Below are 12,467 nucleotides of genomic sequence, written 5' to 3'. Positions count from 1 at the left end.
TCAATCGCTCAGGTAATCGGTGATCTGATTCTCTGCCACGTCCGTAAAGTGGCTTTCACAGCTGGCCTGGTCCGCAAACGCTTGTGCCGTAAAGGCCTGCCAGCCTTCGTTGGCACAATCGTCGGGACCCAGTTGCAGGATCATGCTCGACAGGGCCTGCTGCTCGACGTCCGCCATATGGAACGGGATCTCGAGGAAATCTTTTTGCGAAAACATGAGGGTTTGATCAGCAAAGTGTGGCGAGTCCGGGTTGGTGGAGTTGGAGTAGGCCAGCAAGCCCTTCACCACAGGACCGTCGTCGGTTAACGCCGTGGTCATCACCCAGCTGGCGCTGGAGCCGTCCACATCCGAGTAGCCATCGGTCTGCAGTGATGCGCTGACTTTGTTAAACACCCCTTCGTTCTCACGCCCGCCATGCATGGGGATCACCTCGTCGTTGCGCATCACCGATTGAATGGTCCCCAGTGGCGCGTCCAACGGGATCCCGGCTTCGGTCAGCCGCTGTACCGCGCCAGCCAACGCGGCGAGGACCGCCGGGTTGTCGCCGGTATCCAGACCCCGTGGCGTGTTGACCGGATCGGCCGCATCGAAGGGCACGGCGTAGTTGAAGCTGGTTGGCAGGCCCCGGCTGCGGGCTCCGGCGTTGGCGATGTCGAGCGCTTCACGCAGGATATGGCTGCCGACGCTGTCGAGGTTGGCAGTCAGATCCCAATCCGCCAAAATCTCGCAGGCGGAGGAAATGTCGATCAGGGTGCCCTCCAGATCCACCGATGGGTTGGCCCGGCACAGAGTCACTGTGTCGTCCCGCAGGAGCTGACCCACATAGTGCTCGTTGCCCATCATCAGGTTGTGGAACTGATCCAGGGTCAGGGTGCCTATGCTGTCGAAGTTGCGGGCCAGCATGGTCAGGCCGGAGCGGGTCCTTAGGCTGCGCTCGGTGCCGGTATCGCCGCTGACCATACGGTAATCGGTTAATGGCGCTTCCGGATTGGCCAACCAATAGCTGGAGTTGGAGTTGGTGACATAATCCGTTCGAAACAGGAAGGGCTGTTCGCTGGCCCCCAGCAAGCCCGGTGCGGCGCTGTCTTCGGCCGTGCCCCAGGCGCATTCGCTGCGGCTGCCGTCAAACGTTCCGGGCATGAACTGTGACCAGCAGGTGGCCATCTGGCCATCGGTGATATTGGCCACAGGGCCGATATCGGCGTACAGCACATCGCCGTTGCTGTCGGCGGCGATCAGATTCACCGGCACCGATTGTGAGCGGTCGGCGGCGTCCTTGAGCTCCTGGACCGTGCTGGCCTGGTACTGCTCTATGGTGCCGCCCTGCATGCCACGGGCGCCTTCATCGGCGATGCTCAGCGCTACGCCCATGCCATCCACCCAGGGGTAGTAGTAACCGATCATCGGGCCATAGTCGGTGTCGTAGAAGGTGTGGGACTGAGGGAAGAAGCCGCCCTGACCGTCCGGGATCTGGATGGTGACCGTAGTGGCCACCATCTCTTTTTCGACGCCATCCACCAGGTAGGTGGTGGGGGAGCCGGGCTTTAACGCCAACTGGAAAAAGCCGTAGCGCTGCGAGGTGGAGACGGTATTGGTCCAGGCGACGTCGCCGTTGGTGCCGAATCCGACCTGAGCACGGTTGATGGCATTGGCCCCCAGCACGTTCATGACGCCGGGAATGGACTGATGGAATGCATAGAAGCGTTGGTCGTAGTGCCAGCTCAGGTGGGGGTTGGCAAACAGCAGGCTGTTGGCGCCGCTGCTGTGTTCGCGGCCCACGGCGACGCCGTTGCTGCCCTTATCCAGCGGATTTTCCAGCATGGGATCGTGCTGCGGGAAGGTGAAGTGGCTGAGATCCAGCGTGGGCGCAGCACCTTCCTGAGCGATCTCCGGCGGCGCGGCCGCCAGGATCAGCCCCTTAAAGTTGGGGAGGAAGTAGGGGGTCAGGTGGACCGCCTTGATGGTGTCCGCGTCGATGGCCTGTACATGGGCAGCGCCTGCGCATTCGGCCGGCAGGTTGTCGCTACCAAGCTGCCGCAGATAGTGGTTGTAGCCGTCCGCGTAGCCAGCAAACAGGGCTTCCATCTCACCGTCGATGACTTCGTCGTAGCGGCCGATCTCACGCAGATAGGCGTAGAAGAAGTCGCTGCTGATATTGCTGTATTGCTCGCCGGACCCCAGGTACATGGTACGCTTGGCTTGATAGGTCAGGAAGTTATCGGCCAGAAAGCAGAGGTTATCCTCGGCGGCGGCGTAGCCGGTGCCAAAGCCCAGAGAACCAAAGTCGTTGGCGATGATGTGGGGCAGGCCTCCTTCAGTGCGGTGCACGGTGGCGTCATAGGCAAGCACTGGGAGTGAAGGCGGCTCGACCACCTCTTGCGGTTGGTCGTTGTCGTTACAGGCGGCGAGCGTCAGGATGGCCGCGATGGCGGCGGAAAGGGGGCGCAGCGGTATGGCTAGCTTCATGTGTCTCTCCCGATGGGTGTCCTGCCCTTTAGGGCTGTTATTCGCGCAGCCAGTGCCTGGCCGTCGGTGGGGCGATGAAGACTGCAAGGGGAGACTGCTTTGCCCAATAATTCATCGTTCTGACTTTATTTATATTGATCAAGCAAGCAAAAATAAAGTCCTTTTGTGTCTGAATTGGAGGGGGAACTGGCGGTGAACTGTGCGCGGACTCGAGCTGCTTAAAAAATCACCTGTGCATTTGCCACGGGCTTTTGTAGAATACCCGCCCCAAATTCCTCACGAGGTTCCCGATGAAGCGCACCTTTTCCGTTGCCCCCATGCTCGATTGGACAGATCGTCACTATCGTTACTTTGCCCGACTGATCTCCCGCGAAGCCCTGCTCTATACCGAGATGGTGACCACGGGCGCGATCATTCATGGCAAAGGTGATTACCTGGCGTTCAATGAGGAGGAGCACCCGGTGGCGCTGCAACTGGGGGGCAGCAATCCACAGGATCTGGCCCATTGCGCCAAGCTCGCTGCCGAGCGTGGCTATGACGAAGTGAACCTCAATGTCGGCTGTCCGTCGGATCGGGTCCAGAATGGCCGCTTTGGTGCGTGCCTGATGGCGGAGCCACAACTGGTGGCCGAATGCGTGACCGCGATGCGTGACGTGGTGGATATTCCGGTGACGGTGAAGACCCGTATCGGCATCGATGAGCAGGACAGCTATGGCTTCCTGACCGATTTTGTCGGCACCGTGGCCGAGGCGGGCTGTGATATTTTCACCATCCATGCCCGCAAGGCTTGGCTCAAAGGCTTGAGCCCAAAAGAGAACCGCGAGATCCCAGAGCTCAATTATGATCGTGCCTATCAGATCAAGCGTGACTTTGCCGATCTGAACATCTCGGTTAATGGCGGCGTAAAGAGCCTGGATGAGTGCGAAGCGCACCTGCAGCATCTGGATGGTGTGATGGTTGGCCGTGAGGCGTACCAGGATCCTTATATGATGGCGGGCGTCGATGGCCGCCTGTATGGTGTGACCTCGGCCCCCCTGAGTCGTGCGCAAGTGGTCGAACGGATGATCCCCTATCTGGAGCGTCATATCGCCCAGGGTGGGCGGGCCAATCACGTGACCCGTCACATGCTGGGTTTGTTTAACGGTATGCCGGGCGCTCGTCAGTGGCGCCGTTACCTGGCACAGAATGCCCACCTGCCCGGCGCCGATGCGCAGATCCTGGCGGCGGCGCTGGCGTCACTGCCAGCGGATGCGCAGGCAGCTTAAACCAGCAAAGTCCTCAGTAGCGGAATTAACCACTGGTGTGGTCAATTCCGCTAAATCCTCAGATTTTCTCCTCCGGCTTCCCACCTGCGTATCTGCCCCTCTCTCACCACAAAAATTAAACTATTAAAAATCAGCACTTTGGCTCAGCACTAAAAGTTGGCATGTCCTCTGCAAACCCTCTAGTCGTCTTTCATTGAAAACTGAGGTTACTACCATGTCTGCGTTGACTTCTTTGGTTCGTTGTTCCGTTATCGCTTTGGCTGTGTCGGCAGGGACCGCGCAGGCAGGGCAAAGTATCACCCTGGCCGAGGCCATCGATCGGGCCTTCCAGGCCGAGTTCAGCCAGACCACGCGAGGGATCGCTCGAGCCGCAAGGGCCGATGCCCACCATCTGGCCCGGGCGTCCATCAGCTCAGTCCCCAATTTGCCCGAGCAGAGCATGGAGGAGGCATTGGCCCTATCCATGGAGAGCCTCAATGCTGAGATCGCCGAACAGGCCAGAGAAGAAGTTCGGCAGAGGGCGGCGGAGCTGTTTACCTTTCCCGCTCTGCCGGTTGAGCTCCTGGCAATGCAATCTCAGGATCAGTAATGCTTGGGAAGGGGCAGGGGGGCAATATGAGGAGGCTTAGGAGAGAAGGGGAAAGTGGCCACCCAGCGGCATGGTTGCTGGGTGTCATTGCCCGGTTGGCACACCGTCTGGGGTGGCACGTCGGAGGCACCCGGCTGGCGGCCGTTTGCCTGGCCTTGGTGGCGCCGATGGCGCTCTTGTGCCTCTATCTGCTTGCTGCGGGGCTGATCGGGCTTGGGAGTGGGAGGCGGCGCTGATGGGGGGAGTGCTCCTGGGTTTATTGTTGAGCCTGATTGTCTTGGTGGGCTGGGCCGATCCGTGGGCCGTGGCGTTGGGTGAGTGGTGGGGCTGGTTTTGGTTACCCATCCTGGGGGTCATATTGCTGGCGCGTGTCTGGCGCTGAGGCGATGCTCCTTTCCCCTGAGGGAACTTACATCTTTGGCGACCCTGTGCGGCGAATATTCAGCCTTGCACCAGTGACAGAGCGCGGATTGTATTCCCCTGCTGGGAGGCTGAACACAGGCTGACAACTCTTGACGATAGGTTACTTGAACTCTGTATGGGGGGTGGCGGAAGATGGCGCTTTTCTTGATCAAGCAACACGTGTGGAGAGAAGCCGGTGAAACCTTATTTGTCAGGCTTGCTGTTGTCTTTGCTGGCAACCAGCGTCTGGGCACAGGAGCGCATACCTTCCGCTCCTGAGCGGGTCGCGGTGGTGGGCACCCCCTATTTTTATGCGGCCTATGAGTTCGTGGACAGTCGTGCCGGTGCTTACTGTGCGGATACTCAGGTTTTTCGTCTCGATGGGGATGAGTTTGAGTCTGAGTCGGTGGCACAGTTGGAGGCCAGCGGGGAGCTGGTATCACTTCAGTTTGTGTTCCACGGCTACCCGGTCGAGCGTCCCCTAGTGGAGCATTTCGAACAGCGAGACGGCCGTCGTACCTACTGCGTGCCTTACCTGATTGGCGGGATGGGTTCCCAGGGGCTGATGGCCACCGCCCGTTATGAGCTGCCAGGGGATGAACTGGTGGCTTGGTCTGCGGTGGTCAATGACGCCATGGAAAAAACGGCCGGCGAGTTTCCTGCCAGTGAAGAGCGGGATGGCAGTTGTATGGGGTGTCACCGCTGACCCTTTTGTATAGGATAGTGGTGGAGAGCTTGCGGATCCTCGGGCCATGACATACCCTCCTGCCCATCTACGGCCTCCTATTAGAAGGAATCTCATATGTCCATTATTGCTGTGCCGAATCTGTTCCACGTTGAGCCAAAGCGTCACCACAAGGCGCGTCATCTAAAGAAATTTGCGATTGGTCCTTTTGCCCAGACTTGCATAGAGCTGCGCTTCGAAGGGGATATCGAGAAGTTTGATGGTCTGGACGATGCCTTGACTGAGCTGCAGATCGAACATGGTTGGGATCTGTTCATTGCTTACTTCAATAACCGCTATCACGTCGCGGTGAACTTCTTCACCGAGCAGGAAGCGCAGGAGCAGGTGATCGAGTCCATTAAGGCCATCGTTAACGCCAGCTTGGGCGGTCAGCCTGACTACACCGTATTGGCCGGCGATGCCAACTACGGTGACTGGGATGCCTCCTACGCGGAATAATTCCTCCTCGCAGTCGCACCATAAGTAGAGAAGCCGCCCGATGGGGCGGTTTTTTTGTCTTCAGTTGTATAAAAATCAAATTAAACAATCCCTTGCCCAGGTTGGTCTTAATTCCCCTGCGCTTGTTTTCGCCCTTTCTCCATGATTTAAATCAATTAGGTGTCACTCTTTTAATCTTAAAAAGCGAACGCGTGGACCGCATAATGTCGTTATCACTTTGTGATGAACCTGCATACGATACACACATATCGAGGAGGGACTGACCCATGTGGGATGGCCTGATGCAATGGATTGAAGCGCACCTTGGTGCTTCGGATGAGGATGTACATTATGACGAACCGACTGACTGCACAAAACGGCGCCCCCATCGCCGATGACCAAAATAGCTTGAGTGCTGGCCCGCGTGGCGGCTTGATGTTGCAGGACTGGCAACTGATCGAAAAACTGGCGCATTTCAACCGGGAGCGGATCCCGGAGCGGGTGGTCCACGCCAAGGGCTCCGGCGCCTATGGCACTTTTATCCTGAGCAAAGACCTGTCCGAATACAGCATTGCCGACCACTTCAATGGCGTGGGCAAACAAACGGAAGTCTTCCTGCGCTTCTCCACCGTGGGCGGCGAGTCCGGCTCGGCGGACGCGGAGCGTGATCCCCGTGGCTTTGCCGTGCGTTTCTATACCGCCAACGGCAATCATGACATCGTGGGCAACAATACGCCGGTATTCTTCCTGCGCGATGGCATCAAGTTCCCGGACTTTGTTCATACTCAGAAGCGCAATCCGAAAACCAACCTGAAGGATCCCCAGGCGATGTGGGACTTCTGGTCGCTGCATCCGGAATCCTTGCACCAGGTGACCGTGCTGATGTCAGACCGGGGCATTCCGGCGACCTACCGCCATATGAACGGCTATGGCAGCCACACCTACTCCCTGTGGAATGCCAAGGGGGAGCGTTTCTGGGTGAAGTTCCACTTTAAGACGGCGCAGGGGATCAAAAATCTGTCGAATGCGCAGGCCGACAAGCTCAAGGGGATCGATCCGGATCATGCCCAGCGGGATCTGTTCGCCAGCATCGAAGATGGTGACTTTCCGACATGGGCGGTTAAGGTGCAGATCATGCCGGAAGCGGATGCCGAGACTTATCAGATCAACCCCTTCGATCTGACTAAGGTATGGCCCCATAAGGACTACCCGCTGATCGAGATCGGTACCCTGGAGCTTAACCGTAACCCGGAAAACTACTTTAACGAGGTGGAACAGGCCGCACTGGCACCCTCCAACCTGGTGCCCGGCGTCGGGGCATCGCCGGACAAGATGCTGCAGGCCCGGCTGTTTGCCTATGCCGATGCTCAGCGTTACCGGATTGGAGCCAATTACAATCAGTTGCCGGTCAACTGCCCCCATGCCAGTCAGCCCAACCACTATCAGCGGGCCGGTGCCATGGCGGGCACCGGGTGTCCCTTCCACGGTCAGGCGGCGGGCAGTGATGGCGCCGTTAACTATGGACCCAACTCCCAGAATGGCCCGACACAGCAGGCTCAGGCCGGCGAGCCACCGATGGATCTGGCCGGTGCCATGGCCCGCTATGACAAAACCGTCGAGGATGACTACAGCCAGGCGGGGGATCTGTTCCGCATCATGGATGTCGGGCAGCAGCAGGCATTGTTCGATACCATCGCCGGCGGCCTGAGTCAGGCCAGCAGTGAGGTGCAGGAGCGGATGTTGGAGCACTTCCGTCAGGCCGATGTGGCCTATGCGTCCGGGGTCAAGGCGGCCATCGAAGCCTTGAGCTGAGCACGGGTGTGCTGAGTGAAAAAACCGCCATGCTGGCGGTTTTTTCTTTAGGCCCAGGATCAGCCGTTGTCCACACCCAAGAGGTGATCCGACAGGCCATGGTGATGCACATCCCGCTGGGGGAAGGGGATGGTGATGTTGTTGTGATCGAAGGCCAGTTTGACCCGCTCGATCAGATCGAAATGCACCGGCCAGTAGTGATCGGAATCGACCCAGACCCGCACCAATAGATTAACCGAGCTGTCGGCGTGGGCGCTGACGTAGATCTCGCTGCCCGGCTCGGCCAGGATCCGCTCGTCTTCACTGATCACTTTGGCGAGCACCTCTTTGGCGATGCCGATATCATCGCCGTAGCTGATCCCGAAGGTCAGATCGACGCGCCGGGTGGGCTCACTAAACAAGTTTTTGACGCAGCCGTTGGAGAGCAGAGCGTTGGGGATCACCACTTTCTGGTTATCCAGGGTCAGCAGTATGGTGTTGAAGATCTGGATCTCATGGACCCTGCCGAGAAAGCCCTGGGCCTCGATCACATCGCCGTACTTAAAGGGTTTGAACAGCAGGATCAGCACGCCACCGGCGAAATTGGCCAGGCTGCCCTGCAGGGCCAGGCCGATGGCCAGGCCGGCGGCACCGAGTACGGCGATCAGGGAGGCGGTCTCCACGCCGATCATGGAGGCGAAGATCACCACGAGTATCAGCTTGAGGCCGACACTGATGATGGACAACAGGAAGCGCTGCAGGGTGAGATCCACCTTGGCCTTGTCCATGGCTTTGTCGACCACCTTACACAGGGCGCGAATAAACCATAGCCCGACAAACAGGACGATAAAGGCCAGTACCAGCTTTGGCCCGTAGAGCATGGCCATCTCCAGGCCTTTCTCACTGAACTGTTCGAGCATCTGCAGGCTGCGCTCGACGTTTTGTTCTACCTCTTCCATTTCGGACTCCTTGTCAGCTTCTTAGCCTTGAAAGGATGGTTCGGGAAACATGATTTCGCCAGATAAAAGAGTAATTTGGATGTATCAATGATGCTTTGGCTAATTTTGCCCTGCGGATAAATGGCCTCGTAGCAGGGGGAGCAGGCGCCAGTGTATTCGGGTTTCCGGTGAGCCGATCAGTCGCATGGAGCTGGTGTTGGCCAACCTGTGGGCCAGGGTGCGTATGGTGCCGCTGGGGGTACCCGTATGCTTGCTGGCCCATTCCGCCGTTTTAGGTTGTGCGTCGGGCCAGCCCAACAGGTAGCCACGGTAGCTTTGGGCTTCCGTCAGTTCGGGCGCCTGCCCCCCCCGGGTGACGGCGGTAAAGCCGTAGACATGTCGCTCAATAAAGCCATTGTCGAGTGGTGTGCCGTCCAACTCGGTGAGCCAAGTGTGCACAATGGCATCAATCAGCGCCCAGAGGGTGTCCGTTCGGATCCTAATGTGCTGTCCCTGAGGGAGCTCAGCGGCATCACTGATCACCAGCGAGTGGGGCTCCAGGGGGGGGATGGGGGCCGGATCCTGATGAAATACCAGGTGCAGCTCTTCACCCAGATCTGGCCTTGGCTTCACTGGGCGGAATCCAAATGGGCCGTTCCCGGCGCACTCCGGTGGCTGGGCCTTATTGAGGCGGGAGCGAACCAGGCTGAGCAGTTCGATGCGTGAAGGATCCATCAGGGGGCTTTGCTCATTGGGAGGGTAAACTGGGTTGAATACTCAGGCTAAGCCAAGTGCCTGGATGGAAATGTCACAGAACGGACAATTGGTGCGGTTGGATCCGACAGTTTTGGCTTTCTCTCTCTGTGGCTGCGGACAAAGCGATTAAGCTGGAGGCATGACAAACGACATGCACGGCAGGCTTCCTTTTTGACTTTGGACACGACACAGGCGTCGATCAGCGACTGCGATCCCTGGCTAAAGCGTATGGTCGTCAGTGGCTGCACGCTCCCGGATGCGAAACGCTTGTGGCAAGCGGGGCGGCCTATGGAGTTGGCGGAAGGGGACAGCTTCTGCATGCAGACCGACTATTGCGGCCTTTTGCTGATTGAAGATGGGATCCTGGCCCGAGAGTATACCCTGGTGGACGGCAGCCATGGGATCTCCTACTTGCTGCTGGGGGGCGATCTGCTGTATCGGGGGCGTAATCGCCAGTTCCTGCTGGCTCCCGTGAACCATAGGGCGATGACAGTGACCCAGTGCCGTTTTGTGCCCGAAGCGACCCTGGCGCAATTGTTTCACGTTAGTGCCGAGCTGCAGGATTTTATCGCAGGATTTCAAGATTGTATGGCGCGACGGATCGAAGAGATCGCCATGCTGCGCCAGTTGCTGAATAAACGGGACCTCACTTTTCTGGTCCTTCTGCTGGTGTCCGATGCACTCGAATTGCGGGGGCGTCGAATCATCCACTTCAGTGACGAAACCTGGTGTCGGCTGATCGGAACGACCCGGCAGTATTACAATGGCCTGATCCGGGAGTTGGTGGCGGCTGGTATCGTCAGTAAAGGGTACCGCACCCTTCAGATCCTGAAGCCTCGGGTGTTGCGTGGGCTGATGAGTGTCGATTATTTCAAGTATTATCTTCGAAACCGGGCACTGCCACCGCCCCTGTGATCGTCCCCAACGAGGAATCTATGACCGCTCCCTGTTTATACGTCGATGCCGATGCCTGCCCCAAGGTGATCAAAGAGATCCTGTTTCGTGCCGCCGAACGGGCCAGGTTACCCCTGTTGCTCATCGCCAATCAGAATATCCCCGTGCCGCCTTCCGCCTATATTAAGGCTGTGCGGGTCAGTGCTGGCTTCGATGTGGCGGATAATGAGATAGTCAGGCGCTGCCAGGCGGGTGATCTGGTGATCACCGCCGATATCCCCCTGGCCGCCGAGGTGGTGGCTAAAGGCGCGGTGGCCCTCAACCCTCGGGGGGAACTGTATACCGAACACAATATTCGGGCGCGGCTGAACATGCGTGACTTTATGGATACCCTGCGGGCATCCGGGGTCCAGACTGGCGGGCCACCCCCCTTGTCGCAAACCGAGCGCCAGGCCTTTGCCAATGCACTGGATCGTTACCTGGCGAAACTGGCGAGGCGCTGATCGCTGAAGGGGGCTGTCGAACTGGGCGCTGTTACGCTTACTTGAAGTGAATGGTTTTGCCCTTTGAGGGAGTCAGGAGACAGGGATGATTCGACAAAGGATCTTGATCACTGGGGCCAGCTCTGGCCTGGGGCGCGGCATGGCGCTGGAGTTTGCCAGCATGGGGCGAGATCTGGCACTGTGCGCCCGTCGATGGGATCGGCTGGAGGCGCTGAAGGCCGAGATCCTGCAACGGCATCCCCAGTGTCGCGTGGTGATCCGTCAGCTCGATGTGAATGAACACGAACAGGTGTTTACCGTGTTCAACGCATTTTGTCAGGAATTGGGTGGGTTGGATCGGGTGATCGTCAATGCCGGACTGGGCAAGGGAGCCTCCCTGGGGACCGGCCATTTCGAGGCCAACCGGCAAACCGCCATGACCAACTTTGTTGCTGCCCTGGCCCAGTGCGAGGCGGCGCTGACGGTATTTCGACAGCAGAACCGCGGCCATCTGGTCACCGTTTCTTCGGTTAGCGCGGTTCGGGGATTTCGCCGGGCGATGACCACCTATGCTGCCAGCAAGGCCGCCTTGACCAGCTTAAGCGAAGGGATCCGGGTGGATCTGCTGGGCTCACCGATCGCGGTCACTACGTTGCATCCGGGCTTTATTCGCAGCGAGATCAACGCACAGGTGGAAAAAGTGCCTTTTATTGTCGATACCGAAACCGGCTGTCGTGCCCTGGTTCGTGCGATCGAGCGAGAGGGAGCGAATGCCTATGTGCCGACTTGGCCCTGGGCGCTGGTGCAGTGTCTCCTTCGTTACCTTCCTCTTCGTGTGTTGAAGCGTTTTAGTTGAAAGCGGGTAAAGGCAGTGCCCAGTACCCAATCTCTGGTCCATCGGGAACTTCGTCCGGATCCGGCTTGAATATAGAGTTGGCGTTTGCTCTGGCCGGTTTCGAACTCGCCTATTTTTATCCAAATTCAGCGAGTTCGGCTCCATCTCGACAGGGAGAATCCTCCCATTTTCGGCGGCCATGTTCGGGCAACATTTCACGGGGATTGCTTGTTAGCAGATGTGAATGAGGCGGTCCCAAGAACCGTCGGTACTCATAGTGAAGGCAAAAATCAGCGGGACGGTTCAATTGTGTGCGCGTAGGAATGACGTGAGTTGGGGTCTTATCGATGGCGGGGTCAGGCAGGGATGGCCGCCAGTTCTTTTGGAAGATAATAGCCTGTCCCTCACTTTTCATCCGACTTGGCGGTGATAACTCGAGTTCTACACCTAGGATGGCATAGGCTGGCCGATAGTTATCGTTCACTAAAGTGGTCAGATATGGGGGCAGTTGTCAGTGAAGCCTTACGGGAAAAGTTGACCGACAAAGGCAGGGAGCGCCTTCATCATTATTTTCGTTTTGCCGATTCCATGGCAGATCGGATTGGACCCCACTGTGCAGGGGTGATCCACTCATTAGAAAGCGTTGAGAGATCCCTTGTGAAGATCGTCAATGGTCGTCATGCGGGGCGTAAGGAGGGGGCGCCCATCACGGATCTCGGCCTGAAGGTGTTGCGCCATTTTGAGCAAACCGGCGAAGTCTCTCCCAAGAACTATCTAACTCATGCCAAAGATGGCTCCCTGTTTAAATCCACGACTCTGGTGCTGGTGGAAGAGATGGACCGGCCCATCGGCCTGTTTTGCATCAATGTGAACCCGTCTTAGCCCTT

Annotated in this window: 13 protein-coding genes; 10 read left to right on the top strand and 3 right to left on the bottom strand. The window is 58.1% G+C overall.

Annotated features, from left to right (window positions below; translation table 11 throughout):
- On the bottom strand, positions 1-2,466 hold the full coding sequence (locus tag AC2D8U_RS10400; RefSeq protein WP_484618967.1) for a penicillin acylase family protein: 2,466 nt from the start codon (positions 2,464-2,466) through the stop codon (positions 1-3).
- Positions 2,467-2,756: 290 nt separating this feature from the next.
- On the opposite strand from AC2D8U_RS10400, the gene dusA reads away from it, so the two are divergent.
- The 6 genes from dusA to AC2D8U_RS10370 all read left to right on the top strand — a co-directional run bounded on the left by dusA (position 2,757) and on the right by AC2D8U_RS10370 (position 7,696).
- The gene (gene dusA, locus AC2D8U_RS10395; RefSeq protein WP_484618966.1) at positions 2,757-3,731 is read left to right on the top strand and encodes a tRNA dihydrouridine(20/20a) synthase DusA; all 975 of its coding nucleotides are present in this window, start codon (positions 2,757-2,759) and stop codon (positions 3,729-3,731) included.
- Between the two features lie 214 nt (positions 3,732-3,945).
- Positions 3,946-4,320 carry a hypothetical protein gene (locus AC2D8U_RS10390; RefSeq protein ID WP_484618965.1) on the top strand — a complete coding sequence of 125 codons (375 nt, stop codon included), beginning with the start codon at positions 3,946-3,948 and terminating at the stop codon, positions 4,318-4,320.
- Positions 4,320-4,556, top strand: a complete 237-nt coding sequence (locus tag AC2D8U_RS10385) for a PspC domain-containing protein (RefSeq protein ID WP_484618964.1) — start codon at positions 4,320-4,322, stop codon at positions 4,554-4,556. Before AC2D8U_RS10390 ends, AC2D8U_RS10385 begins: the two co-directional genes overlap by 1 nt.
- A gap of 362 nt (positions 4,557-4,918) precedes the next feature.
- Entirely contained in the window at positions 4,919-5,428 is a 510-nt protein-coding gene (locus AC2D8U_RS10380) for a hypothetical protein (protein WP_484618963.1), read from the top strand.
- 96 nt (positions 5,429-5,524) lie between these two features.
- Complete coding sequence (locus tag AC2D8U_RS10375) at positions 5,525-5,905, top strand: hypothetical protein (protein WP_484618962.1); 381 nt, start codon at positions 5,525-5,527, stop codon at positions 5,903-5,905.
- A 330-nt stretch (positions 5,906-6,235) separates the two neighbouring features.
- Positions 6,236-7,696 (top strand): catalase, encoded by a 1,461-nt coding sequence (locus tag AC2D8U_RS10370; protein ID WP_484618961.1) that lies wholly within the window; start codon positions 6,236-6,238, stop codon positions 7,694-7,696.
- 59 nt (positions 7,697-7,755) lie between these two features.
- On the opposite strand, the gene AC2D8U_RS10365 is transcribed toward AC2D8U_RS10370, so the two are convergent.
- Together AC2D8U_RS10365 and AC2D8U_RS10360 are read right to left on the bottom strand one after the other, a co-directional pair.
- Complete coding sequence (locus tag AC2D8U_RS10365) at positions 7,756-8,634, bottom strand: mechanosensitive ion channel family protein (RefSeq protein WP_484618960.1); 879 nt, start codon at positions 8,632-8,634, stop codon at positions 7,756-7,758.
- Positions 8,635-8,733: 99 nt separating this feature from the next.
- Positions 8,734-9,348 carry a hypothetical protein gene (locus tag AC2D8U_RS10360; protein ID WP_484618959.1) on the bottom strand — a complete coding sequence of 205 codons (615 nt, stop codon included), beginning with the start codon at positions 9,346-9,348 and terminating at the stop codon, positions 8,734-8,736.
- Between the two features lie 192 nt (positions 9,349-9,540).
- Between AC2D8U_RS10360 and AC2D8U_RS10355 the strand changes: the two genes are divergently transcribed.
- From AC2D8U_RS10355 to AC2D8U_RS10340, 4 genes are all read left to right on the top strand, one after another.
- Positions 9,541-10,284, top strand: a complete 744-nt coding sequence (locus AC2D8U_RS10355; protein ID WP_484618958.1) for a cyclic nucleotide-binding domain-containing protein — start codon at positions 9,541-9,543, stop codon at positions 10,282-10,284.
- 20 nt (positions 10,285-10,304) lie between these two features.
- The gene (locus tag AC2D8U_RS10350) at positions 10,305-10,766 is read left to right on the top strand and encodes a YaiI/YqxD family protein (RefSeq protein ID WP_484618957.1); all 462 of its coding nucleotides are present in this window, start codon (positions 10,305-10,307) and stop codon (positions 10,764-10,766) included.
- Between the two features lie 85 nt (positions 10,767-10,851).
- The gene (locus AC2D8U_RS10345; protein WP_484618956.1) at positions 10,852-11,601 is read left to right on the top strand and encodes an SDR family oxidoreductase; all 750 of its coding nucleotides are present in this window, start codon (positions 10,852-10,854) and stop codon (positions 11,599-11,601) included.
- Positions 11,602-12,078: 477 nt separating this feature from the next.
- On the top strand, positions 12,079-12,462 hold the full coding sequence (locus AC2D8U_RS10340; protein ID WP_484618955.1) for a PAS domain-containing protein: 384 nt from the start codon (positions 12,079-12,081) through the stop codon (positions 12,460-12,462).
- Positions 12,463-12,467 lie beyond the last annotated feature (5 nt).

This window comes from Ferrimonas sp. YIN67 (assembly GCF_057219095.1).
The sequence above is the reverse complement of the archived record's forward strand: the minus strand, read 5'-3'. Positions and strand labels throughout refer to the sequence as shown.

Excerpts from the sequence above, each read along its gene's own strand:
- AC2D8U_RS10340 (WP_484618955.1), top strand. The coding sequence starts at position 12,079 with ATGGGGGCAGTTGTCAGTGAAGCCTTACGGGAAAAGTTGACCGACAAA.
- AC2D8U_RS10400 (WP_484618967.1), bottom strand. The coding sequence starts at position 2,466 with ATGAAGCTAGCCATACCGCTGCGCCCCCTTTCCGCCGCCATCGCGGCC.
- AC2D8U_RS10360 (WP_484618959.1), bottom strand. The coding sequence starts at position 9,348 with ATGGATCCTTCACGCATCGAACTGCTCAGCCTGGTTCGCTCCCGCCTC.
- AC2D8U_RS10375 (WP_484618962.1), top strand. The coding sequence starts at position 5,525 with ATGTCCATTATTGCTGTGCCGAATCTGTTCCACGTTGAGCCAAAGCGT.
- AC2D8U_RS10365 (WP_484618960.1), bottom strand. The coding sequence starts at position 8,634 with ATGGAAGAGGTAGAACAAAACGTCGAGCGCAGCCTGCAGATGCTCGAA.
- AC2D8U_RS10350 (WP_484618957.1), top strand. The coding sequence starts at position 10,305 with ATGACCGCTCCCTGTTTATACGTCGATGCCGATGCCTGCCCCAAGGTG.
- AC2D8U_RS10370 (WP_484618961.1), top strand. The coding sequence starts at position 6,236 with ATGACGAACCGACTGACTGCACAAAACGGCGCCCCCATCGCCGATGAC.
- AC2D8U_RS10345 (WP_484618956.1), top strand. The coding sequence starts at position 10,852 with ATGATTCGACAAAGGATCTTGATCACTGGGGCCAGCTCTGGCCTGGGG.
- AC2D8U_RS10385 (WP_484618964.1), top strand. The coding sequence starts at position 4,320 with ATGCTTGGGAAGGGGCAGGGGGGCAATATGAGGAGGCTTAGGAGAGAA.
- dusA (WP_484618966.1), top strand. The coding sequence starts at position 2,757 with ATGAAGCGCACCTTTTCCGTTGCCCCCATGCTCGATTGGACAGATCGT.
- AC2D8U_RS10390 (WP_484618965.1), top strand. The coding sequence starts at position 3,946 with ATGTCTGCGTTGACTTCTTTGGTTCGTTGTTCCGTTATCGCTTTGGCT.